Source organism: Rhodococcus sp. A14 (assembly GCF_011603105.1).
Classification (GTDB): domain Bacteria; phylum Actinomycetota; class Actinomycetes; order Mycobacteriales; family Mycobacteriaceae; genus Rhodococcus_F; species Rhodococcus_F opacus.
The window spans coordinates 1-21,984 of the sequence record NZ_JAAOQS010000040.1; the positions used below are offsets into that span (position 1 = coordinate 1).

23 protein-coding genes are annotated in these 21,984 nt (G+C 66.4%); 9 read left to right on the forward strand and 14 right to left on the reverse strand.

Features of this window, described 5'->3' with window-relative positions:
* Positions 1-33: 33 nt before the first annotated feature.
* A complete protein-coding gene (locus G9373_RS21255; RefSeq protein WP_133986080.1) occupies positions 34-1,071 on the reverse strand; it encodes an LLM class F420-dependent oxidoreductase in 1,038 nt (345 codons plus the stop codon).
* A gap of 79 nt (positions 1,072-1,150) precedes the next feature.
* Between G9373_RS21255 and G9373_RS21260 the strand changes: the two genes are divergently transcribed.
* Genes G9373_RS21260 through G9373_RS21280 form a run of 5 tightly spaced genes read left to right on the forward strand, consistent with a single transcriptional unit; the run spans position 1,151 to position 5,686 of the window.
* Complete coding sequence (locus G9373_RS21260; protein ID WP_043788334.1) at positions 1,151-2,131, forward strand: OB-fold nucleic acid binding domain-containing protein; 981 nt, start codon at positions 1,151-1,153, stop codon at positions 2,129-2,131.
* 12 nt (positions 2,132-2,143) lie between these two features.
* Entirely contained in the window at positions 2,144-3,208 is a 1,065-nt protein-coding gene (locus G9373_RS21265; RefSeq protein ID WP_133986079.1) for a thiolase domain-containing protein, read from the forward strand.
* Entirely contained in the window at positions 3,208-4,383 is a 1,176-nt protein-coding gene (locus tag G9373_RS21270) for a thiolase domain-containing protein (RefSeq protein WP_120659722.1), read from the forward strand. Before G9373_RS21265 ends, G9373_RS21270 begins: the two co-directional genes overlap by 1 nt.
* 15 nt (positions 4,384-4,398) lie before the next feature.
* Positions 4,399-5,262: a TIGR03619 family F420-dependent LLM class oxidoreductase gene (locus G9373_RS21275; protein ID WP_120659723.1), complete on the forward strand. Its 864-nt coding sequence runs from the start codon at positions 4,399-4,401 to the stop codon at positions 5,260-5,262.
* 10 nt (positions 5,263-5,272) lie between these two features.
* Positions 5,273-5,686 carry a nuclear transport factor 2 family protein gene (locus tag G9373_RS21280; RefSeq protein ID WP_005262911.1) on the forward strand — a complete coding sequence of 138 codons (414 nt, stop codon included), beginning with the start codon at positions 5,273-5,275 and terminating at the stop codon, positions 5,684-5,686.
* Positions 5,687-5,695: 9 nt separating this feature from the next.
* Here G9373_RS21280 and G9373_RS21285 read toward each other — a convergent pair whose 3' ends face one another.
* A complete protein-coding gene (locus tag G9373_RS21285) occupies positions 5,696-6,952 on the reverse strand; it encodes an erythromycin esterase family protein (RefSeq protein ID WP_133986078.1) in 1,257 nt (418 codons plus the stop codon).
* A gap of 96 nt (positions 6,953-7,048) precedes the next feature.
* Positions 7,049-8,305, reverse strand: coding sequence for a cytochrome P450 (locus G9373_RS21290; protein WP_005262914.1), 1,257 nt, complete (start codon positions 8,303-8,305; stop codon positions 7,049-7,051).
* A 160-nt stretch (positions 8,306-8,465) separates the two neighbouring features.
* Between G9373_RS21290 and G9373_RS21295 the strand changes: the two genes are divergently transcribed.
* From G9373_RS21295 to G9373_RS21305, 3 genes are all read left to right on the forward strand, one after another.
* Complete coding sequence (locus G9373_RS21295) at positions 8,466-9,629, forward strand: steroid 3-ketoacyl-CoA thiolase (protein WP_005563772.1); 1,164 nt, start codon at positions 8,466-8,468, stop codon at positions 9,627-9,629.
* Between the two features lie 9 nt (positions 9,630-9,638).
* Positions 9,639-10,124 carry a nitroreductase family deazaflavin-dependent oxidoreductase gene (locus tag G9373_RS21300; RefSeq protein WP_005563771.1) on the forward strand — a complete coding sequence of 162 codons (486 nt, stop codon included), beginning with the start codon at positions 9,639-9,641 and terminating at the stop codon, positions 10,122-10,124.
* 102 nt (positions 10,125-10,226) lie between these two features.
* On the forward strand, positions 10,227-10,892 hold the full coding sequence (locus G9373_RS21305; protein ID WP_054245854.1) for a GNAT family N-acetyltransferase: 666 nt from the start codon (positions 10,227-10,229) through the stop codon (positions 10,890-10,892).
* 43 nt (positions 10,893-10,935) lie between these two features.
* On the opposite strand, the gene G9373_RS21310 is transcribed toward G9373_RS21305, so the two are convergent.
* From G9373_RS21310 to G9373_RS21350, 9 genes are all read right to left on the reverse strand, one after another.
* Positions 10,936-12,546, reverse strand: a complete 1,611-nt coding sequence (locus tag G9373_RS21310; protein ID WP_120659724.1) for an acyl-CoA synthetase — start codon at positions 12,544-12,546, stop codon at positions 10,936-10,938.
* Positions 12,547-12,561: 15 nt separating this feature from the next.
* Positions 12,562-13,818 carry a hypothetical protein gene (locus G9373_RS21315; protein ID WP_133986077.1) on the reverse strand — a complete coding sequence of 419 codons (1,257 nt, stop codon included), beginning with the start codon at positions 13,816-13,818 and terminating at the stop codon, positions 12,562-12,564.
* Positions 13,812-14,390, reverse strand: a complete 579-nt coding sequence (locus G9373_RS21320; RefSeq protein ID WP_005563767.1) for a hypothetical protein — start codon at positions 14,388-14,390, stop codon at positions 13,812-13,814. The genes G9373_RS21315 and G9373_RS21320 overlap by 7 nt, the downstream gene beginning before the upstream one ends.
* On the reverse strand, positions 14,387-14,605 hold the full coding sequence (locus tag G9373_RS21325) for a ferredoxin (protein WP_005262923.1): 219 nt from the start codon (positions 14,603-14,605) through the stop codon (positions 14,387-14,389). Before G9373_RS21325 ends, G9373_RS21320 begins: the two co-directional genes overlap by 4 nt.
* Positions 14,605-15,957 carry a cytochrome P450 gene (locus G9373_RS21330; RefSeq protein WP_005262924.1) on the reverse strand — a complete coding sequence of 451 codons (1,353 nt, stop codon included), beginning with the start codon at positions 15,955-15,957 and terminating at the stop codon, positions 14,605-14,607. Before G9373_RS21330 ends, G9373_RS21325 begins: the two co-directional genes overlap by 1 nt.
* Positions 15,954-16,739 carry an SDR family oxidoreductase gene (locus G9373_RS21335; protein WP_133986076.1) on the reverse strand — a complete coding sequence of 262 codons (786 nt, stop codon included), beginning with the start codon at positions 16,737-16,739 and terminating at the stop codon, positions 15,954-15,956. Before G9373_RS21335 ends, G9373_RS21330 begins: the two co-directional genes overlap by 4 nt.
* Positions 16,732-17,958: a cytochrome P450 gene (locus G9373_RS21340; RefSeq protein ID WP_005563765.1), complete on the reverse strand. Its 1,227-nt coding sequence runs from the start codon at positions 17,956-17,958 to the stop codon at positions 16,732-16,734. The genes G9373_RS21335 and G9373_RS21340 overlap by 8 nt, the downstream gene beginning before the upstream one ends.
* A 5-nt stretch (positions 17,959-17,963) precedes the next feature.
* Complete coding sequence (locus G9373_RS21345) at positions 17,964-18,524, reverse strand: TetR/AcrR family transcriptional regulator (RefSeq protein ID WP_007300914.1); 561 nt, start codon at positions 18,522-18,524, stop codon at positions 17,964-17,966.
* A 63-nt stretch (positions 18,525-18,587) separates the two neighbouring features.
* Positions 18,588-19,805: a cytochrome P450 gene (locus G9373_RS21350; protein ID WP_005262930.1), complete on the reverse strand. Its 1,218-nt coding sequence runs from the start codon at positions 19,803-19,805 to the stop codon at positions 18,588-18,590.
* Positions 19,806-19,889: 84 nt separating this feature from the next.
* Between G9373_RS21350 and G9373_RS21355 the strand changes: the two genes are divergently transcribed.
* Positions 19,890-20,492 carry a TetR/AcrR family transcriptional regulator gene (locus G9373_RS21355; protein WP_005563761.1) on the forward strand — a complete coding sequence of 201 codons (603 nt, stop codon included), beginning with the start codon at positions 19,890-19,892 and terminating at the stop codon, positions 20,490-20,492.
* 29 nt (positions 20,493-20,521) lie between these two features.
* Here G9373_RS21355 and G9373_RS21360 read toward each other — a convergent pair whose 3' ends face one another.
* A complete protein-coding gene (locus G9373_RS21360; protein ID WP_005262932.1) occupies positions 20,522-20,932 on the reverse strand; it encodes a hypothetical protein in 411 nt (136 codons plus the stop codon).
* Between the two features lie 350 nt (positions 20,933-21,282).
* Positions 21,283-21,747, reverse strand: coding sequence for a PAS domain-containing protein (locus G9373_RS21365; protein WP_169692891.1), 465 nt, complete (start codon positions 21,745-21,747; stop codon positions 21,283-21,285).
* Between the last annotated feature and the right edge of the window lie 237 nt (positions 21,748-21,984).

The following is a 21,984-nucleotide window of genomic DNA, read 5'->3' on the forward strand; positions in this document are numbered from 1 at the left end:
GACGGGAGCGGGGGGAGCCGGCGGCGGGGGAGGTCAGCCGAGGACCGCCGCGGACAGTTCGCGGACGTGGTCGGCGTCGCGGCAGGAGACGAGGAGCATCGTGACGCCGGCGTCGGCCCAGCGTTTGACGTCGGCGTGGACTTCGTCGACGTTGCCGATGATCATGGTCTCGGTGACCATCTCGTCGGGGACGACGGCGGCGGCTTCGTCCTTGCGGCCTGCGCGGAACAGGCGCCCGATTTCCTCGACCTGTTCGCCGTAGCCCATGCGGGTGTAGACCTGGGCGTGGAAGTTGAGTTCGGGGGCACCCATGCCGCCGACGTACAGGGCGGTGATCGGTTTGAGGCCGGCGATGGCGGTGGTGCGGTCGTCGGTGACGATCACCTGACAGGTGGCCGCGACTTCGAAGTCTTCGCGGCTGCGCCGGGCGCCGGGGCGGGCGAAACCCTCGTCGAGCCATTCGTTGTACATGGGTGCGAGGCGGGGCGAGTAGTAGATGGCGAGCCAGCCGTCGGCGATCTCGGCGGTGAGCGCGACGTTCTTCGGACCTTCGGCGCCGAGCCAGATGGGGATGTCGGCGCGCAGGGGGTGGGTGATCGGCTTGAGCGGTTTCCCGAGGCCGGTGCTGCCGGGCCCGGTGTACGGCAGCGGGAAGTGCGGGCCGTCGCTGGTGACGGGTTCCTCCCGCGACAGGACTTTCCGGATGATGGAGACGTATTCGCGGGTGCGGGCGAGCGGTTTCGTGAACGGCTGCCCGTACCACCCTTCGACGACCTGCGGCCCGGACACGCCGAGCCCGAGAATCGCCCGGCCGCCGCTGAGGTGGTCGAGGGTGAGTGCGTGCATGGCGGTGCTGGTGGGTGTGCGCGCGGAGATCTGGACGACGGACGTGCCCAGCCGGACGCGTTCGGTGCTCGAACCCCACCAGGCGAGGGGGGTGAAGGCGTCGGAACCCCAGGATTCGGCGGCGAAGACGGCGTCGAATCCCTCGGCTTCGGCCGCGGCGATCAACGCCGGGACCTTCGCCGGCGGCTGTGCGCCCCAGTATCCCAGTTGCAACCCGAGCTTCATCGTGTGCCTCCGCATCGACCGTCGTCAGAAGTGACCCTTGCCACAAACACTAGAACCTGTTCTACTCGAAGTTGTGAGCATGGGAAAGAGCGCGGTGGCCGAAAAATTCTCGAACGAACCGTTGAGCGCCCCGCTGAAACTTCAATTCGACTACACCCGATCGGTGGGTCCGACCATCGGAGCCTTCGTGACCGCGCTGCGCGACCGCAAGGTCATCGGCGCCCGCGGCTCGGACGGACGCGTCTACGTCCCGCCGCCCGAATTCGATCCGAACACCGCCGAACCTCTCACCGACTTCGTCGGGGTTTCCGACGCCGGGACCGTGGTGAGCTGGACGTGGATGCCGGAACCGATTGCCGGACAGCCACTCACCACCCCCTTCGCGTGGGCGCTGATCACGCTGGACGGCGCCGACACGTCCCTGGTGCACGCCGTGGACGTCGGCTCCCCCGCCGGGATGAGCACCGGTATGCGGGTCCGGGCACGGTGGGCGCAGGAGCGGGTCGGGCGCATCCAGGACATCGTGTGCTTCGAACCCGGGGAGTCGACCGGCGAACCCGGCCCGTCCGCGGAGTCCGAACCGGTCACGATGGTCACGACGCCGATCGATCTCGACTACATGCACTCCGCCTCCGCCGAGGAGAGCTACTACCTCCGAGGGTTGAAGGCGGGCAAGCTGATCGGTGGCCGCACCGGACCGGACGGCAAGGTGTACATCCCGCCGCGCAGCGCCAACCCCACCGACGGCATCCCGACGAAGGAGCAGGTGGAACTGCCGGACAGGGGCATCGTCACCACGTTCTGCATCGTGAATGTCCCCTTCCTCGGACAGCGGATCAAGCCGCCGTACGTCGCCGCCTACGTGCTGCTCGACGGCGCGGACATCGCGTTCCTGCACCTGATCCTCGACTGCGACGCCGCCGACGTGCGGATGGGCATGCGCGTGGAGGCCAAATGGAAGCCGCGCGAGGAGTGGGGCTACACCCTCGAGAACATCGAGTACTTCAGGCCGACGGGCGAGCCCGACGCCGAGTACGACACCTACAAACACCACCTGTAAGGGCGCGGCACAATGACAGATATCGCAGTCGTCGGGTTCGCGCACGCACCACACGTGCGCGAGACCACCGGCACCACCAACGGCGTCGAGATGCTGGTTCCCTGCTTCCAGCAGCTGTACGAGGAGCTCGGAATCACCAAGTCCGACATCGGCTTCTGGTGTTCCGGGTCTTCGGACTACCTGGCCGGCCGTTCGTTCTCCTTCATCTCCGCCGTCGACTCGATCGGTGCGGTTCCGCCGATCAACGAGTCGCACGTCGAGATGGATGCGGCGTGGGCGTTCTACGAGGCCTGGATCAAGATCATGACCGGCGAGGTCGACACCGCCCTCGTATACGGCTTCGGGAAGTCGTCGGCGGGCAACCTCCGCAAGATCCTGTCGATGCAACTCGACCCCTACCTGGTCACCCCGCTCGCCCTCGACTCCGTGTCGCTCGCCGGACTGCAGGCCCGCCTCGGACTCGACGCCGGAAAGTGGACGGCCGAGGAGATGGCGGCCGTGGCCGCGCGCAGCCGGGCCGCGGCGGAGAGCAATCCGAACACCCAGCTGTCGGGGCACGTCGACATCAACGCGCTGCTCGCCAGTCCGTTCGTCGCGGACCCGTTGCGCGCCCACGACTGCGCACCGATCACGGACGGCGCCGCCGCTGTCGTGCTCGCCGCCGGCGATCGTGCCCGTGAGCTGTGCGAGCGGCCTGCGTGGATCACCGGGATCGAGCATCGGATCGATTCCCCGAACTTCGGCGCCCGCGACCTGACGGTCTCACCGTCGACGACGGCGTCCGCCCGCGCCGCCACCGGAGGGGACGTCGGCGGAATCGACGTAGCCGAACTGCACGGACCGTTCACCCATCAGGAACTGATCCTCCGCGAGGCCATCGGACTGTCCGATGCGACGGCGATCAACCCGTCGGGCGGCCCGCTGAGCGGGAACCCGATGTTCTCGGCGGGTCTGGAACGCATAGGTTACGCAGCGAAGGCCATCATAGACGGCAACGCCGGGCGCACACTGGCGCACGCTACGAGTGGTGCTGTGCTGCAACAGAATCTGGTCGCAGTCTTGGAGGGACGCAACTGATGGCGAATCAATTGGCCGCGGTGCTCGGCACCGGTCAGACGCATTACGTCGCGAAGCGGCACGACGTGTCCATGGCGGGGCTGGTTCGCGAGGCGATCGACCGCGCGATGGAAGACGCCCGGGTGGGCTGGGACGACATCGATGCGGTCGTGATCGGGAAGGCCCCCGACCTCTTCGAGGGGTCGATGATGCCGGAGCTTGCGATGTCGGACGCGCTGGGCGCCAACGGCAAACCACTCCTGCGTGTGCACACCGCAGGCTCGGTCGGCGGTTCGACCGCGGTGGTGGCGTCGAGCCTCGTGAAGTCGGGGGTGCACAAGCGGGTACTGACGGTGGCGTGGGAGAAGCAGTCCGAGTCGAACGCCATGTGGGCGCTGTCCACCCCCATTCCGTTCCACATGCCGGTCGGTGCGGGCGCGGGCGGCTACTTCGCCCCGCACGTCCGCTCGTACATCCGGCGGTCGGGCGCACCCGATCACATCGGCGCGATGGTGGCGGTGAAGGACCGGCTGAACGGCAGCCTCAACCCGTACGCCCACCTCAAGCAACCCGACATCACGCTCGAATCCGTACAGGCCTCTCAGATGCTGTGGGATCCCATTCGCTACGACGAGACGTGTCCGTCATCGGACGGCGCCTGCGCGATGGTGATCGGCAACGAGGAGGCGGCCGAGCAGGTCATTGCGGACGGTCGTGAGGTGGCCTGGATCCACGCCACCGCGATGCGCACCGAGCCCACCACGTTCGCGGGACGAGACCAGGTGAATCCGCAGGCCGGCCGGGACGCCGCGGCCGCGCTGTGGAAGGCCGCGGGCATCAAGGACCCGCTCGACGAGATCGACGTGGCCGAAATCTACGTCCCCTTCTCCTGGTTCGAACCGATGTGGCTCGAGAATCTGGGCTTCGTCTCCGAGGGTGAGGGCTGGAAACTCACCGAGGCGGGCGAGACCGCGATCGGCGGCCGGCTTCCGCTCAACGCGTCCGGCGGCGTCCTGTCGTCCAATCCCATCGGCGCCTCGGGCATGATCCGGTTCGCCGAGTCGGCGATGCAGGTCATGCACCGCGCCGGCGACCATCAGGTGAAGGACGCGCGCAAGGCACTCGGCCACGCCTACGGCGGCGGTTCGCAGTACTTCTCGATGTGGGTGGTCGGTTCCGACCGGCCGAACAATTAGGAGCGGGACATCACCATGAAGTTCACCGTCGGCATCGCCATGAATCCCCTCGACCAACTGCCTGCTCTGGCGAAAACAGCCGAGGAGTGCGGGTTCTGGTCCATCGCCCTCCCTGACTCACTGTTCTTCATGGAGAAGCAGAGCGCCGACTACCCGTACACACCGGACGGCTCGCGGATGTGGAACGAGGAAACCCCGTGGGTGGATCCGCTGATCGCGGCGGCCGCCATGGGCGCGGTGACGTCGAAGATCGAGTTCTACACCCAGGTCCTCAAACTGGGATCCCGCAACCCGGTCCTTCTCGCCCGCCAGGTGGGTTCCGTCGCCAACCTCATCGGCAACCGTTTCGGGTTCGGCGTCGGGATCGGCTGGGCACCGGAGGAGTTCGAATGGTGCGGCGTGCCGTACAAGAAGCGCGGTGCGCGCGTCGACGAGATGATCGACGTCATCAAGCTGATCCTCGGCGGCGGCATGGTCGAGTACCACGGCGAATTCTTCGACTTCGACCGGCTACAGATGAGCCCGGCGCCGACGAAGCCGGTGCCGTTCTACGTCGGCGGACACACCGACGTCGCGCTGCGACGCGCCGCCCGGGTGGGCGACGGCTGGACGTCCGCGATGATCAAGTTCGACGATCTCGTTCAGGTCATCGCGCGATTGCGGGAACTCCGGGAGGAGTACGGCCGAGCCGATCTGCCCTACGAGATCCAGACCGTGTGCATCGACCGTTTCGGCAAGGACGGCTACGCCGAATTGGAAGATGCCGGAGTGACCGACACGATCGTCGTCCCGTGGGTTTTCGACGGCATCGGCTTCGACGGACCGCTCGACGCCAAGCAGGAATCGTTGCGCAAGTTCGCCGACCAGTACATCGGATAGGGGTGTGGACATGACGACGACGGATCATCCTGCCCGCCTCGCCGGGCAGGCTTCCCGCGAGGCGGCCAGCGGCAGGCGCAAGGACGAGTGGCTGGCCCTGTTCGCCGAGGACGCGTGCGTCGAAGACCCGGTCGGCCCTTCGGGTTTCGACCCCGAAGGCAAGGGTCACCACGGCCTCGACGCGATCTCGCGGTTCTACGACATGACGATCGCGACCACCGAATCGCTCGAGTTCCTCATCACCGATTCACTGGTGTGCGGGAACGAGAACGTGAACATCGGGACCATCCGGTCCACGGTGGCGGGATCTCGGATCGACGCCGAGGGCGTGTTCGTCTACCGCGTGAACGAGGACGGCAAGATCACGTCCCTGCGGGCCTTCTGGGAGGTCGAGCGGGCGATGAAGACACTGCGCAAGGTCTGAGCGCCCGGCTCACGTGCCGGCGGCGTCGATGTGCCGGAGGAACAGGATCGCGTCGAGTTCGCCGAGGCCGGCGGGCTCCAGTGGGAAATACGTGGAGTTGTCCGACGGGTCGGCACGCTTCTCCACGTCTCCTGTCCTGCGCGCCACCGGCGCGGCCGGCACGAGACAGCTCTCCCCGACGGCGAAGAGCCGGCCCTCGACGGTGTCGGGTGGCGGTTGTCCGATGCCGTGGCCGGGCGCCTGCCCGACGGCCCCACCGATGACCGCGTAGGCGTCGCCGAGCCGCACACCCAGGTGGGCGCCGGCGCACCACCAGTGCAGATGCAGTCCGGCGAGATCCCAGTGGGTTTCACCTTTCAGCAGGTGGCCGTTGTGGGCGAAGACGAACGTCGGGCCTCGATCGGCCTCCCTCTGCACGAGCGCGGACAGGTTGTCCGCCATCAGAGTGTCGCGGATTCCCAGGAGCCGGGCGATGCGGCGTGGAGAGTTCTCCCCCATTCCTGCGTGATAGCTGAGCAGGCGGGTGGCGATGCGACCGTGCAGCTCGGCCTCCCACAATTCGTCCCGCGTGCCTTCGGCGAGGAGGTGAGGCGCCTGCGACGCGAGAAGCGTCATCAGGTCGTCGGCGATGAGACGCAACTCGACGGCCTCGGGGGTGGCACCGACGGCCTGGGTCGGGTCCATCGCGACGGCCGGGTTGCTCCAGCGGTCGTCGTCGCCGATCAGTGCGGAGATCCTGTCCGGAGTGCAGGGCAGGTCCTCCTCGCCGAGGTGGGTCCGCAGGTAGGTGTCGAGGAAGGTCAGGGCCTGCCTCGGGCTGTCCGCGGACGTCATCTCGATGGGGCCGTCGAATCCGAAGAATCGGAGTTGCTCGTCCGGTTCGCGTCGACGGTTGTATTCGGCCATCCACAGGATCAGATCGCGGTTCGCCGGGGACTCACCGAAGCCGTGGCTGAAACCGTGCTCCATGACGTCGTCGAGCGGCAGGCGGTCCCCACCCCTCACGAACGAGTCGACGAGTATCCCCTTCAGGCAACTGCTTTCGAGCGCGATGGAGCGATAGCCCTCGTGTTCGACGAGGAACCGGAACATCTGATTGCGGAGCTGCAGAAAACTCTCCTCCCCGTGCATGGGCTCGCCGAACCCGAGAAGGCGGGGCGCGGAGTCCAGGCGACGGAGGAATGCGCCGAGGGCGGCGGTGACGGTCGGGTCTCCCGGTGCCGAGAAGACGGCACCCGCGTCATCCACGATGGACTGCACAGTCATGGTGGCTCCCACATTCCCTCGGACACCACGTCGGCGGAAGAGAACAGCGGCGTCGGAGAGGATGAGGGTGCCCTCCGACGCCGCTGAATCAGGGGGTCAGTGTCTGACCGGGCAACCGCCTGACGCAGTCTTGTAATCGACCTGAAACTCCTTGATACCGTTGAGCCAGCCCGAGCGCAACCGCCGCGGATCTCCCAGCTTGGTGATATCGGGCAGGTGATCCGCAATCGCGTTGAAGATCAGGTCGATCTCGAGTCGCGCCAGGTTGGCGCCGAGGCAGAAGTGGGCGCCCGTTCCACCGAATCCGACGTGCGGGTTGTTCTCCCGCATGATGTCGAACTTCTCCGGGTTCTCGAACGCGTCCTCGTCGAAATTCGCCGAGCCGTAGAGCATTACGACTCGCTGCCCCTTCTTGACCTGCACTCCGCCGAGTTCGGTGTCTTCCAGTGCGGTGCGCTGGAACGAGTTGACCGGGGTCGCCCACCGGACGATCTCGTCCGCCGCCGTCTTGGGGCGCTCCTTCTTGTAGAGCTCCCACTGATCGGGATGGTCCAGGAACGCCATCATGCCGTGTGTGATGGCATTGCGCGTGGTCTCGTTGCCGGCAACCGCCAGCAGGATCACGAAGAATCCGAATTCCTCGGGAGACAGCTCATTTCCATCGATGTCCGCTTCGATCAGCGTCGTGACGATGTCGTCGGCGGGGCACTTCTTGCGCTCGTCCGCCATCTGGTACGCGTAGCCGAGGATCTCCATCGACGCAGCCTGCGGGTCGATGTCCAGTTCCGGGTCGTCGTAGCCCGTCATCTGATTCGACCAGTCGAAGACCTTCAGGCGATCCTCCTGCGGCACACCGAGCAGTTCGGCGATCGCCTGCAGCGGAAGCTCACACGCCACCTGGGTGACGAAGTCGCCGGCACCCGATTCGGCGGCCTCCTTCACGATCTTCTCGGCGCGCTCGGTGAGTTCTTCGCGCAGGCTGTTGATCGCGCGGGGTGTGAATCCGCGGGAGACGAGTTTGCGGAGCTTGGTGTGCTCGGGTGCGTCCTTGTTGATGAGGATGAAGCGCTGCATCTCGATGTTCTCGCGCGGAATGTCGTCGGCGAAGCGCACGATCGCGGTGTTCTCGTGTGTGGAGAAGACGTCGCTGCGCCGCGACACCTCCTTGACGTCCTCGAGCTTGCTGACGACCCAGTAGCCGTCGTCGTGGAAGCCACCGATCTCCGGCGGCTGCGGGTTCCACCAGATCGGGGCAGTCTTCCGCAGTTCGGCGAATTCCTGGTACGGGATGCGCTCTGCGTAGATGTCCGGGTCGGTGAAGTCGAAACCCTCTGGAAGATTGGGCTGCGCCACTGCTGTCTCCTGCCCTAAGCCATACACCACTCCGTGATGTGGAACACGTTCTACTAGCATTGAAGCACAAGCCGGGCGACTAGCAAAGGAAAGCTCATACAGACCTTGCCTGGATAGCAGAACCTGTTCTATTTTCTGAGGACAAGGAAAGGAGCCCACCGTGGGCACACCAGTAATCGTCGAGGCAGTACGCACCCCGATCGGAAAGCGCGGTGGCTGGCTGTCCGGATTGCACGCCGCCGAGATCCTCGGCGCCGCTCAGCGGGGCATCCTCGACCGCTCCGGCATCGACCCCGAACTGGTGGAGCAGGTGATCGGTGGTTGCGTCACCCAGGCCGGTGCGCAGTCGAACAACATCACCCGGACCGCGTGGCTGCACGCCGGACTGCCCTGGCAGGTCGGCGCCACCACGATCGACTGCCAGTGCGGCTCCGCCCAGCAGGCCAACCACCTGATCGCGGGCCTGATCGCCACGGACGCGATCGATGTCGGAATCGCCTGCGGCATCGAAGCGATGAGCCAGGTGCCGCTCGGCGCGAACGTCGGCGAGAACGCCGGCCCGCGCAGACCCGCAGACTGGGACATCGACATGCCCAACCAGTTCGAGGCCGCCGAACGCATCGCCCGTCGCCGCGGAATCACCCGCGCCGACGTCGAGGCGCTCGGAGTCCGTTCGCAGGCACGCGCCAAGCAGGCGTGGGACGAAGGGCGTTTCGACCGAGAAGTGCTGCAGGTGACCGCACCCGTGGTGGACAAGGAAGGCCACCTCACCGGGGAGACCCGGGTGGTGACCCGGGATCAGGGTCTGCGCGATACCACCGCCGAGTCGCTCGCCAAGCTGAAGCCCGTTCTCGAGGGCGGCATCCACACGGCGGGCACGTCCTCGCAGATCTCCGACGGCGCCGCCGCCGTCATGCTGATGGACGAATCCAGGGCGCGCACCCTCGGTCTGAAGCCCCGGGCCCGCATCATCTCCCAGGCACTCGTCGGCTCCGAACCCGAATTCCACCTCGACGGACCCGTCCAGGCCACGGCGCGCGTCCTCGAACGCAGCGGCATGAAGATCGGCGACCTCGACCTGTTCGAGGTGAACGAGGCGTTCGCGTCGGTCCTGCTGTCGTGGGCGTCGGTGCACGAGCCCGACATGGACAGGGTCAACGTCAACGGCGGTGCGCTCGCACTCGGACATCCCGTGGGCAGCACCGGGTCTCGACTCATCACCACCGCGCTGCACGAACTCGAGCGCACCGACGGGTCGACGGCACTGATCACGATGTGTGCCGGCGGCGCGCTCGCCACCGGCACCATCATCGAGCGGATCTAGGATCTGCCGATGAACGCACCCGCCGCCGCCCGACCGCCCGGCCTCGACTCGAAGTGGACGGTCTCCTTCATCAAGTGGATGTCGAAGATCAACGTCCTGCTGTACCGGCGGACGGGCGGGCGACTGGGCAGCAAGTGGCGGGTGGGTAGTGCCTTTCCCCGCGGGTTGCCCGTCTGCCTGCTCACCACCACCGGACGGAAGAGCGGCGAGCCGAGGATCAGCCCGCTGCTCTTCCTCGAGGACGGCGACCGCATCATCCTCGTCGCCTCGCAGGGCGGCCTCCCGAAGCACCCGATGTGGTACCTCAACCTGCGCGCGAATTCGGAGGTGACCGTCCAGGTGAAGTCGCGGGTGCGGCCGATGACCGCCCACGTGGCGGATCCCGAGGAACGTGCGCGCCTGTGGCCGCGGCTCGTCGACATGTATCCGGATTTCGACAATTACCAGGCCTGGACCGACCGCACGATCCCCGTCGTGGTCTGCGACCCCCGATAGCGCGTGTATGTACCGCCGGGTAACGGGTGCCATGTCGGAGGACTTCTTGCAGTATTGACGCGTACGGACTTGTACGACGGCCGAGGGCGAGGAATTGCAGACATGAGTACACAGGTTCAAGATCGGATCCACGACCGTCGAGAGCTCACCGCGGTCCTGCTGCGTGCACTCGAGCAGCGCCACGAGGTTCTCGACGCCATTGTCGACAGTGAGGACCACGCCGAGGCCCTCACCACCGTCGCCGGACTCCTCGACACGTCCGAGGCGTACGCGGAAGCCGTCCTCAACCTGACGTTCCGCCGTCTCACCAAGGTCGAACGGCTCCGCATCCAGACGGAACTGAAGGACCTCGACGCCACACTCGAGTGGACGTCGACGGACCGGCCGGCGAGCACCGGGCGGAACTTCCGCCTCCGTCCGTTCACCGAGACCGAGGAAGACGCCGACCTGTTCCGGCGCCGCTGCGTCGAGCAGGTCGACGACGCGGGCACGCAGTGGTCCGAGGAGCGGGTCGAGAAGGAACGCACCGAAGGCCTGACCCGTGTCGACGACGAGTCCGCCGCGTGGTTCGTGTGTGAGGACACCGCGGAGAACACGGCCGTCGGCATGGTGTTCGGCGAGCTGTCGGGACGCGAGGTCGACGTCGCCATCTGGATCTCCCCCGACGCCCGGAAGAAGGGCTACGGCACCGCGGCCGTGAAGCACAGCCGTCAGGAACTCGCCGCGGAGTTCCCGGGAACTGTCCTGGTCGTCCGCGCTCCCGCCTGACCCACACGTGAGTGGCGAAGCGTGCTCCCGCACGCTTCGCCACTCACGTGCGGTGGTCGGGGTCGCGCTGTGTGGTGAGGCCCTGGGCCCAGCGGTAGTCGGGCTTGCCGCTCGGGGTGCGCTGGACGGTGTCTTCCACCCACACCAGGCGCGGAATCTTGTAGCCGGCCAGGCTCTGCCGCACGTGTTCCTCGAGTCCGGCGAAGTCGACGCCCCGCCCGTCGCGCGCCTGCACCACCGCCGAGACCCGGTGCCCCCACCGTTCGTCGGGGACGCCGACGACGATGGCGTCGTAGACGTCGCGGTACGCCTTCACCGCGCTCTCGACCTCCTCGGCGAACACCTTCTCGCCGCCGGTGTTGATCACCATGTTGCCGCGGCCGAGCAGGGTGATCGATCCGTCGGCCTCGATCCGCGCGCGGTCGCCGGTGACGACGACCGGTCGCCCGTCGACCTCCCGGAAGATCTCCCGCGTCTTCTCCGGGTCGTTGTAGTAGCCCAGCGGGACGTACCCGCCCTTCGCGAACCAGCCGTCCTTCCCCGACCCCGGCTCGACAGGAACGTCGTTCTCGTCGATCACCAGGGCGTACCGTCCGGCAGGCACCCGGGGCCCACCCACCTGCTTCTCCCCCTTGGTCGCGAAACCGATTCCGCCGAAGCCCGTTTCCGACGCACCGATCGAATCGGACACCAGAAGGCCCGGGAACGCGTCCAGGAAGGCGTCCTTGATCACCGGCGAGAACAGCGCGGCCCCGGATGCCACCACCCCCAGACTCGACGTGTCGGTGCGCGACGGCTGATGCGCCTCGATCAGCGGCCGTCCCATCGCGTCGCCGGTGATGATCAGGATCTGCACCTTGTGCCGTTCGACGAGCTCCCACGTCCGCTCGGCGTCGAACTTCGATTCCAGCAGCACGGTGTTCCCGCTGAACAGCGCGGTGAACGTCGGCATCATCGCGGCCGCGTGGATCAACGGCGGCAACGCGAACCACAGGGTCGGCTCCCCCTGCGACCCGACCCGTGACTGCTGGTACTCGTCGTCGATCGCGTCACCGGTGTAGAAGTCGAGACCGCCCGCGAGGACGCGCCAGATCGCCTCGTGCGTCCACACCACACCCTTGGGACGTCCGGTGGTGCCGCCGGTGTACATGATGAACAGGTCTTCGGAGCTGCGTTCGCCGAAGTCCCGGTCGCCACTGCCGGACAGCGCCTCCTCGTACGGCACCGAGTCGCTGGGCACACCGGCGCCGCCGAGATCGTCCTCGACGACGACGGTATGCCGGATCCGCGGCAGCGAGGGCAGGACTTCCGCGATGCGCGGCGAGTAGATCCGATGGTGGACCACGGCGTCGAGTTCCGCGTTGCCGTAGACGTAGGCGAGTTCGTCGCTGGTGTAGCGGTAGTTGATGTTGACCGGGACCGCACGAATCTTGTACGCCGCGAGCAATGTCTCCATGGTCTCGATGGAGTTGTGCAGGTGCACGCCGATGTGCGAATCGACGGTCAGCCCGACTTCCAGGAAGTGGTGGGCCAGCCTGTTGGCGCGGTCCTCCAGTTCGCGGTAGGTGACGCGACGGGCGCCGCAGATCAGCGCCACCCGTTCCGGCATCGCGTCGACGGAATGCTCGAAGAGGTCCGCAAGGTTGTAGGCCACGGGGGGCGTCCTCTCTCAGACGACTGTGAGTGGTAGGGGTCTTCCTCGATCGGTGAACGCGAAGTCGGCTCCCGTGCTGAACCGGGTGAGCGCCACCTCGGGTGCCTCCTTCGCGGGCGGCTCACCGATAACGATCTCCACGGTCAGCGCCGCATCCGTCTCCTCGACCACCTGCACCGCGAAGCGCGGCGACACCCCGCGCACGAGCGCAGTCAACGGCCCGAGGTGCTCGGCGTCGATCATGGACGGCCACGCCCCGTCCTCCCCGGCTCCGCAGTCCCTGCCGAGGGTCAGCAGCATGCGGTCGCCGAGGGTGATGGTGACGTCCACGTACTGACGGGGATTGAACGCCGGATGCACGGCGAGGACGACAGCGAGGCCCTCGAGGTCAGCCGGCAGCCCGAGCGCGTTCCGGATCCGCTCCGACGTGAGGCCGGCGATGCCGGTGAGTTGCTTGCGGGCGATGTCGAGCGCGGATTCGGCATCGGAGCGGGCCCGCACCGCGAGCAGGAAACCGAGCGTCAGCAGGTGCTGCTGCACGCACACCTCCTCCGCCATCCGAGTCAGAGCCGAATGGGAGAAGTCCGGGAACCGCAGGTCGTCGAGGAGCGCGCCCGCGTAGTCGTGCTGCCCCGGCCCGCCGGTGTCGATCGGCGACAACTCGACCGTTGCCGCCCGCGACTTCCCCACCGTCACCAACCCTTCCGGAATCGGGGGTGGCACGTGGGCCTCGTCGATGGTGACCGTCCAGAGGCAGTGCGGTGTCCGGTCCGCAGGCCTGCGGGGCGGACGGTGCACGGGACGCACCTGCGCATGCGGGTTGGTCGCCAGTGCGGTGGCGTCGAACGTCGGGTCCTCGATGTCGTGGCACATCGCCGTGACGTACTCGTCGCCCATCGGTTCGACGTCCATCAACGCGCCGCAGTGATCCAGCCAGAACTCGCCGTGATCGTGATCGGTGACGCGGTACCGAAAGTCCATGAACTGGGGCGGCGCACCGATGTCGAGTTGCAGACCCTTGAAGATCGTCACGACGCCGTTGCCCTCGAATCCCAGCGCGCGTTGCATCCGCCGCGTGTAGAGGGGGCTCGACGCCATCCACTCCTCGATCGCGACCTGCGTCATGCCCTCGCGACCGAACGCCCCGATCAGGTGCGGCATACCGGAGCGGTCGATGAGATGACCGCACAGGAGCAATTCCGGCACGAGAATCGCGAGATCCTCGCGGGACAGATCGGCGAACGACGCCGGAACCTTCACCGTACTCACCACAGCGGAACCGGGGCCTTGCCGACCGGATACCACCCCGGCAGCCGACCGGACGTCGCGCGCTGGATCCGCGCGTTCATGCCGTCCGACATCGCGTTGTTCGTGATCATCTCGAGGAACAGGCTCGAGACGTTACCGAAGTCGAAGAAGTCACGCTGCCAAGACCATTGGAAGTTGCCGCCGTACCGGAACCAGCTGCCGCCGATTCCGGTGACCTGATAGTGCGTGCCGTCGTCGCGGGTGCGTTCGGACACCTGCTTCCAGAATCCGATGACGTCGCCGCTGCGATCGTCGATGACGAACTGCTGGTACGGGTACTGCCAGCCCTCGAGCCCGTCCATTTCCTGCCCGAGCGCCAGGTCGCGGATCTCGTCCCGGCCCACGGCCATGAAGTCGTCCTTCGGGCCGTAGTTCCATCCGTACGTGGCGTCCTCGGTGTACATCTCGGCGAGCGGCTTCCAGTCGCCGAGCGACTCGCAGCGCTTGTTCTCGTCCACCCAGCGCTGCACCATCTCATCGAGCTCCGCACGATCGAACTGCACCGCCGGGCCGATCCTTCGATCGAACTGTGTCATCGGGTATCTCCTTCGGAGTCGTTGTCCGCGAGGATCCGCAGGGCCTGGGTCGGGCAGAAGCGCACGGCGCTCTCGACTTCGGCGCGCAGGTTCTCGGGTGGGTCGGTGTCGAGGATCTCGACCTTGCCGTGCTTCGGGACGACGAAGACATCGGGTGCCTCCATCTCGCACACGGCATGACCCTGACACAGGTCGAGATCGGCTTCGACTTTCATCACGTGCTTCGCTTCCGGTACCTCACCGTGCACGGCTGCTGCAGCTGCACCACCATCTTGCTGTGATCGTTGCGGTACGTCTCGGAGGGTTGCGCCATCTCGAACTCCCAGTCCTGCAGGAGAATCGAGAAGATCGCCTTCAACTGCATCAGCGCGAACGCGGCCCCGACGCAGCGGTGCCTGCCTGCACCGAACGGAATCCACGTCCAGCGGTTGACGATGTCTTCCTGGTTGGGGTCGATGTAGCGCTCGGGATCGAACGTGTCCGGGTTCGGGAAATCCTCCGCGATCCGGTTGGAGATCGCGGGCGTGGCCGCCACGAGGTCGTTCTCGGCGATCCGGTAGCCGCCGACCTCGAACTCACCCCGCGCGACGCGCAGCAGGATGATCAGCGGCGGGTGCAACCGCAGCGTCTCCTTCAGCACCGCTTCGAGTTTCGGGATCTGCCTGAGCGCCCCGAAACTGATGTCGGAGCCGTCCGAATAGAGGTCGTCGAGTTCGGCGACCACCTGTTTGGCGTAGTCCGGGTGCCGCAGCAGCTCGATCAGGGTCCAGGCCGCGGTGCCGGACGTGGTGTGGTGCCCGGCGAACATCATCGAGATGAACATGCCGGTGATCTCGTCCGCCGTGAAGCGCTCGTTGCCGTCCTCGTCCTTGATCGAGACGAGCACGTCGAGCATGTCCCGATCCTCCTTGCCCTGAGGGGGGTTCTCGATGCGCCCGTTCATGATCTCCTGGACGAGGGCCACCAACTGCACCCTCGCCTCGTCCCGCCGGCGGAAGCTCTCGATCGGGGCGTAGGCGTCGACGTATGCGATGGGGTCGGTGCCCTGCTCGAGCTCGTGGTACAGGTGCGCGAACCGGCCGTCGAGCTGCTCCCGGAACTTCGTACCGATCAGGCAGGCCGAGGACGTGTAGATGGTCAGCTCCGCGAAGAATTCGAGGAGGTCGATCTCCCCCTCGTCGCCCCACTGCGCCACCATGCGGTCGACCTCGTGGGCGATCGTCGCGGCATGGCCCTTCATCTGCTCGCCGCGCAACGCCTGGTTGTGCAGCATCTCCTTGCGGCGCTCGGGGCTCGCGTCGAACACGACTCCCTCGCCGAAGATCGGCTTCATGAACGGGTAGGCGGCCTGCTGGTCGAGATCCTCGTCGGTGGAGCGGAAGAAGAATTCATTGGCCTCGGCGCCGGACAGCAGCACCACTTTCTTGTCGGCGAGCTGGAAGACACCGACGTTGCCGCACTCCTCCCGGACGCGGCGCATCAGCGCGATCGGGTCGGTGCGCAATTCTTCGAGATGTCCGTGCTCGTGCTCACCACCGGACACACGTTGCGGGGTAGCCAGGTTCATTCTCCATCCTTTCGCAGGGGCGCCTCGGGCTGCACTTCGATCAGCACCAGGTGTGCGCCGCGCGGCGCACTGACGGCGGCGACGACGGCGTCGGCGATCGCGGAGGCGCGCAGGAAGTACGAGTGCCGGGCGAATCCCCATTTCGCCCAGTCTTCGAGGACGGGTCCGATGACCTCCTCGGTGGTGTTCATCCCCATGGATGTCTGGGTGGGGCCCGGACGCACGACCGATGCCCGGACACCGGTGCCTTCCAGTTCCATTCGCATCTGCCGGCCCATCATCTCGACGCCGGCCTTCGCGGCGTTGTAGGCGCCCATCCGGGGCCGGGGGGTGTCGGCGCAATCGGATCCGATCAGGATGAAATCTCCGCGCCGGCGTTCGATCATGCCGGGAAGGAGGCGGTGCGCGAGACGCTGCGCACCGACCAGATGAACGTTGACCTGGCCCAGGAACTGGTCGGGGTCCATCTCGTGTGCGACGGAGAACTCCAGGTCACCTGCCCCCGACAAGGCGATCTCGGTGGGGCCGAGCGCTTTCTCCGCCGCGGTGACGAATTCGTCGACGGATGCGGTGTCGGTGACGTCGAGGTAGTGCGCGAACGCTTCTCCCCCGTTGCTGCGGATCTTCTCCGCGATCTCCTCGCATTCGGCCACCCGGCGGGCACCGAGCGCGATGGGGTGACCGGCCTCGGCCAGCGCATAGGCCGTCGCCGTGCCGATTCCCGAAGAGGCCCCGGCGACGACCGACGGGCGTCGCTGCGGGTTGGGCTCGAACCTAGGCATCGCGGACCTGCACTTTCATGGGGAGGGTGGCGAAACCGCGCACGTTGGTCGAGTGGACGCGCGCACTGTTCGCCTCGTCGATGTCGTAGTCGTCGATGCGGGAGACGAGTTCGGTGAGCGCGATTCGCGCTTCGAGCCTGGCCATGTGGGCGCCGAGGCAGAAGTGGGTGCCGCCGCCGAAGCTCGCGAGCTTGTTGGACGTGTCCCTGCCGATCCGGTATTCGTCGGCGTCCTCGAACACCGCCGAGTCGCGGTTCGCGGAGCCGATGAGGATCAGCACCTTGTCGCCGGCGGGAATCGTCCGGTCGTGGAAGTCCAGGTCGACGGACGCCGTCCGGGCGACCATCTGGCTGGACGTGTCGAAACGCAGGGTCTCCTCCACCCACTCCGGCACTCGACTCGCATCCTCGAAGACCTGCCTGGCCTCGCCCGGATAGCGGAAACCCCAGTACAGCGCGTTGCCGAGGAGTTTGGTGGTGGTCTCGTTGCCTGCCACCACCATCAGGAACATGAACGCGATGACCTCGTCGTCGGTGAGCCGGTCGCCGTCGATCTCAGCCTCGAGCAGTGCGGACGTGAGGTCCTCGGTCGGCTTTCTGCGGCGCTCCGCCAGCATGTCGGCGTAGTAGCCGACGAGGTAGAGCGACGCCTCCATCGCGGCGTGGGGCACGTCGAGAACGCCTTCCTCGCGGTGCACCACGAGGTCGGCGAGCCGGCGGAGTTCCACGCGGTCGGCCTCCGGCACCCCCATCAGTTCCGAGATCACGTCCATCGGGAGCTTGCCGGCGAACTCGGCGATCCAGTCGAACTCGCCCGCCGCGAGCGCCGGGTCGAGGTACTGCCGGGTCAGATCCAGGATCCGCCCCTCGAGTTCGTTCACCCGCCTCGGCGTGAAGCCGCGGGACACCAACTGCCGCATCCGCATGTGCCGCGGATCGTCCAGCGCGAGAAAGGACATCGTCTTGTGGGCGTGCGGTCCGTACGCCGCCGGGTCGAGCGACACCCCGTTCGCGCTCGACAGGCGCTGGTTGTCGCGGAACGCCGCGACGACGTCCTCGTGCCGGGACAACGCCCAGAAGTCGAGTTCCTCGTTGTAGTAGAGGGGTGCCTCTTCCCGCAGTCTTCGATACGTGACGTACGGATCTTCGTGGAAGCCATAGTCGTACGGATTGAACGTCACCGGATTGTGTGACACCCCGGGCATCGAGGCTGCGGTCATGGCATCTACTCCAGAATCAGCTTGGCGGAAGTTTCGAGTCGATCGGCGAATTGGGCATAGGACCCGTATCCCATTCCCGCGCGGACCAGGCCGCCGGCGTACAGCAGCTCCAGTGCCTCGAGGACGTCGGGATCGTGGCCGTCGCCCAGTGCGGTGGCGAGCCGGTCGCGGATCTCCAGCCCGATGCGGGCGCGGAGGTGCTCCACGTCGGGGTCGCGGCCGAGCAGCGCGTTGGTGACGGCTCCGGCGAGTTCGGGTTCGTCCGCCACCAGGAGAGCGATGTGACGGAGCACGGCAACCACGCGTCCAGTGCGATCGAGTCCCTCGTCCACCGGCTGCGGCGAGGCGGCGAGACGCCGCCAGAAGACCTCGGCGACGAGGTGCTCCTTGGACGAGAAGTACGTGTAGGCCGTCGCGGGCGCGACCCCGGCGATGCCGGCCACCGAGCGAACGGTGAGTCCCGCGAATCCCTCTTCACGCAGTACTTCGACTGCCGCTTTGGTGAGGCGGTCGACGGTATCGGCCTGCTTCTCGGTCAGACGGCGGCGGGTGGACTCGAAATTCATACTACTGGACACGTGTCTGGACGCTACTACAGTTACCGGCGACTGGCAACGAAAATCGGACTCTCACACCGGACTGCGCGGGTGAATTCGCACGGGCATCGTCTTGATGCCGCTGATGAAATTCGACCGCAGCCGGGCGACCGGGCCAGTAGGTTCCACCCGGTCGATCCGCGCGGCGAGAGTCTCGAACAGGATCTTCAATTCGAGCCGCGCCAGGTGGGCGCCGAGGCAGAAGTGCACCCCGCTACCGCCGAACGCGATCTGCGGGTTGGGGCTCCGGCCGATGTCGAACCGGTACGGCTCGTCGAAGACGTCCTCGTCCCGGTTGGCGCTCGGGTAGTAGATCACCACCTTGTCGCCGGCCCTGACCAACTGATCGCCGATGTAGGCGTCCCGGGTGGCGGTTCGCCGGAAGTCCATCACCGGGGTCACCCACCGCAGGATCTCCTCCACCGCACTCGCAGCCAGTTCCGGCTCGGACTGCAGTCGTCGCCACTGATCGGGATGATCGATGAAGGCCTGCATCCCACCGGCGGTCGCGTTGCGCGTCGTTTCGTTCCCCGCCACCACGAGCAGGACGAAGAACATGTTGAATTCCATCTCGGTGAGCGTGTCGCCGTTCCCGTCCGGCTGCACGAGCCTGGTGACGATGTCGTCGCGGGGCTCGATGCGGCGTTGCGCTGCAAGCTCGTTGGCGTACAGGAAGATCTCCGCCGCGGCCATCTCACCGTCGGCCTGGGTGGTGCCGTACTCGGGGTCGTCGAAGCCGATCATCCGGTTGGACCAGTCGTAGAGCCTGTCGACGTCCCCGGCAGGCGCACCCAGCAGCGCCGCGATGACCTCGAGCGGCAACGGCGCTGCCGCCTCGGGAACGAAGTCGACGTCGCGTGCGTCGAGAAGCCGATCGACGATCCGCGCACAGATGTCGCGGATGTGCCCCTCGAGCACTTTGACCGTGCGCGGGGTGAATCCGCGGCTGACGAGCTGCCGGAGCCGGGTGTGGTCGGGAGGGTCGAGGTTGACGAGCATGGCGGCCTGCTTCGCGCGGGTCTGCTCGTCGAAATCGTCGATCTGGGTGGTGCCCACCGCCGACGAGAACGTCGCGCTGTCGCGGGACACGGCGACGACGTCGGCATGCTTGGTCACCGCCCAGAACCCGGTGCCGTTCTCCTCGGGCTGCCAATAGACGGGTTCGCTCGCCCGCAGATGGTCGAAGAACGCGTAGGGGACCCCTTCCGCGTAGACGTCGGGGGATTTGAGATCAATCCGAGACGCGGTCATACACTGCTCCTCGATCGATAAACGAATGGGATGCGTCTTAAACTACACACTTTCATTTATAATGGAAGCCCTTATGCTGGACCCATGATGAAAGGGCAAAACGGACCGATCCGACGTCGCACACTCACGCGAGACAAGGTCGTGGATGCCGCGATCGAGATCATCGACGAACTCGGCTGGGAGCCACTGTCGATGACGAGTCTCTCCGCCCGGCTGAACGTCGTCACCGCGTCGCTCTACAACCACGTCCGCAACCTCGACGACATCCGCGGTGCCGTCCAGGTGCGCACCATGGCGGAACTCGGTGCCCACCTGCGCGAGATCGCCATGGGCCGAAGCGGTCCGGACGGCCTTCGTGCGCTCGTCGACGCGCACCGCGTCTGGGCGACCGAGCATCCGCATCGGTATCAGACGCTGACCACCAGCCCGGTGGACCGGGACGCCTTCATCACCGCGGCACTGGACGCGAACACAGCGCTGCGCACGATGCTGGCGTCGTGCGGACTGCCGCCCGAGGACACCCTCGACGCGGCAGTGAGCATCTTCGCCGCGATGCACGGCTTCGTGATGCTGGTGAACACCGACTTCCTCGGCGACGAACTGGACCTGGACTCGATCTACGAATCGGTGCTGCGCGGAGCACTGTCCAGCGTCGGGTGGCCGGAGCGAACGCACACCCCGTCCTGAAAGGGCCACCACCCCTCCTGCTGCCGTTCTCAGGCCCAGGCGTCAGAAGGGTTCGGCCGCCACGTCGAGATCGCCCAGATCACCACCACGTCGAGCGCGATGATGAGCACCGACCACCACGGGTAGTGCGGCAGCCACAGGAAATTGGCCACGATCGAGATCGCGGCGATCACGATCGCCGACACCCGGGCCCACGCGGCGCCGGTGAACAACGCGAGGCCGGTCACCGCGACCAACGCACCCAGCACGAGATGGATCCAGCCCCACACCGTGAAGTCGAACTTGTAGAGGTACTCCACCCCCACCACGAACTCCTCGTTCTCATAGACCGCGGCGAGCCCTTGGAAGAACTGCAGGAGTCCGACGGTGACCATGATGACCGCTGCACCCATCGCGGTCCCCGCCGCGACGCCCTGTTTGACCGACGAACTTTCGGACATGACGCCCCTTCCTCGCCGCAACCCACTGCCGGGTGAATTCATTGTCCGCCGATTCGGTGTGCGTTCGCGTCGGAACCGCGGGGTTTCCCACCCACCTGGAATCGGATTGCTCCGGCCGAGGAGGCCACCCGACACAGCCTGCGAGACCGTTCGGTTGCCGCGAATCCCTCGCGCGCCCCGGCCGCTTCGCTCGGTCCACAACTGCGCACCGAAAGTAAACGAACCGAATCGAGGCGATGTTCGCCGATCCCGACAACCCCGGCTCGGACGGCACCGACTCGGAGTCGTCGCCCACCTGAACTCGCCACGCATGCTCATCCTCGGTACTGCGAGGAAACCGGGCGAGCTCATCACTCGAATTCGGGGGCCCGCCCACCGCCCCACAACTGCTCTGTGAGGTCCTGGAAGCACACGAACGTGACGGGGTCATCCTTCCTGCGCAACACCGACCTGCTCACCGCCGCACGCACAACGAAACCTTCGCGATGGGCGAGTTCGATTACCTTTCCCGCAAAGTCCCGCAGCAACGCCACCGATGCGGGGCCGCCCGACGACGACGCCGGAACGACCACGTCCGCGACCGAGCACCCGGCGAACCAGTGCTCGGGGTACCCCAGCATCCGCTCGAGCGCCGGGTTGGCATGCACAATCACCCCCTCTTCATCGACAGCGAGGGCGGGAACCGGAAGCCGCTCGAGCAACCTCAGTGCCGGAAGCTGCTCCAAATAACCCAGCGCGGTGTTCGGGTCCGACCGTCGCCTGTCCCTACCCGGCCCTGCCGACGCCCACCTCCGTCTCCCCCAGCGGACCAACACATCGAACCGTGCCAGACCGAACAGTGGAGGCAACGTCGATCGTCGGCCAGATCGTCGAATTATCGTTGCCCGCGATCGTCCGTCACCAGCACATTCACCAGGAGGACACTGTCGAACAATTTTGGTGCAAAACAACATACATTCTCTCCGTGCGTAATTCCGATACAAAGCGCTCGGCTATCCGCGGGCCTCTGCGTCAGCTTCATTGGGCCGCTTTCGCCCAGGCACAAGTCGATT

Excerpts from the sequence above, each read along its gene's own strand:
- G9373_RS21255 (WP_133986080.1), bottom strand. The coding sequence starts at position 1,071 with ATGAAGCTCGGGTTGCAACTGGGATACTGGGGCGCACAGCCGCCGGCG.
- G9373_RS21260 (WP_043788334.1), top strand. The coding sequence starts at position 1,151 with ATGGGAAAGAGCGCGGTGGCCGAAAAATTCTCGAACGAACCGTTGAGC.
- G9373_RS21265 (WP_133986079.1), top strand. The coding sequence starts at position 2,144 with ATGACAGATATCGCAGTCGTCGGGTTCGCGCACGCACCACACGTGCGC.
- G9373_RS21270 (WP_120659722.1), top strand. The coding sequence starts at position 3,208 with ATGGCGAATCAATTGGCCGCGGTGCTCGGCACCGGTCAGACGCATTAC.
- G9373_RS21275 (WP_120659723.1), top strand. The coding sequence starts at position 4,399 with ATGAAGTTCACCGTCGGCATCGCCATGAATCCCCTCGACCAACTGCCT.
- G9373_RS21280 (WP_005262911.1), top strand. The coding sequence starts at position 5,273 with ATGACGACGACGGATCATCCTGCCCGCCTCGCCGGGCAGGCTTCCCGC.
- G9373_RS21285 (WP_133986078.1), bottom strand. The coding sequence starts at position 6,952 with ATGACTGTGCAGTCCATCGTGGATGACGCGGGTGCCGTCTTCTCGGCA.
- G9373_RS21300 (WP_005563771.1), top strand. The coding sequence starts at position 9,639 with ATGAACGCACCCGCCGCCGCCCGACCGCCCGGCCTCGACTCGAAGTGG.
- G9373_RS21305 (WP_054245854.1), top strand. The coding sequence starts at position 10,227 with ATGAGTACACAGGTTCAAGATCGGATCCACGACCGTCGAGAGCTCACC.
- G9373_RS21320 (WP_005563767.1), bottom strand. The coding sequence starts at position 14,390 with ATGACACAGTTCGATCGAAGGATCGGCCCGGCGGTGCAGTTCGATCGT.
- G9373_RS21325 (WP_005262923.1), bottom strand. The coding sequence starts at position 14,605 with ATGAAAGTCGAAGCCGATCTCGACCTGTGTCAGGGTCATGCCGTGTGC.
- G9373_RS21330 (WP_005262924.1), bottom strand. The coding sequence starts at position 15,957 with ATGAACCTGGCTACCCCGCAACGTGTGTCCGGTGGTGAGCACGAGCAC.
- G9373_RS21335 (WP_133986076.1), bottom strand. The coding sequence starts at position 16,739 with ATGCCTAGGTTCGAGCCCAACCCGCAGCGACGCCCGTCGGTCGTCGCC.
- G9373_RS21340 (WP_005563765.1), bottom strand. The coding sequence starts at position 17,958 with ATGACCGCAGCCTCGATGCCCGGGGTGTCACACAATCCGGTGACGTTC.
- G9373_RS21345 (WP_007300914.1), bottom strand. The coding sequence starts at position 18,524 with ATGAATTTCGAGTCCACCCGCCGCCGTCTGACCGAGAAGCAGGCCGAT.
- G9373_RS21350 (WP_005262930.1), bottom strand. The coding sequence starts at position 19,805 with ATGACCGCGTCTCGGATTGATCTCAAATCCCCCGACGTCTACGCGGAA.
- G9373_RS21355 (WP_005563761.1), top strand. The coding sequence starts at position 19,890 with ATGATGAAAGGGCAAAACGGACCGATCCGACGTCGCACACTCACGCGA.
- G9373_RS21360 (WP_005262932.1), bottom strand. The coding sequence starts at position 20,932 with ATGTCCGAAAGTTCGTCGGTCAAACAGGGCGTCGCGGCGGGGACCGCG.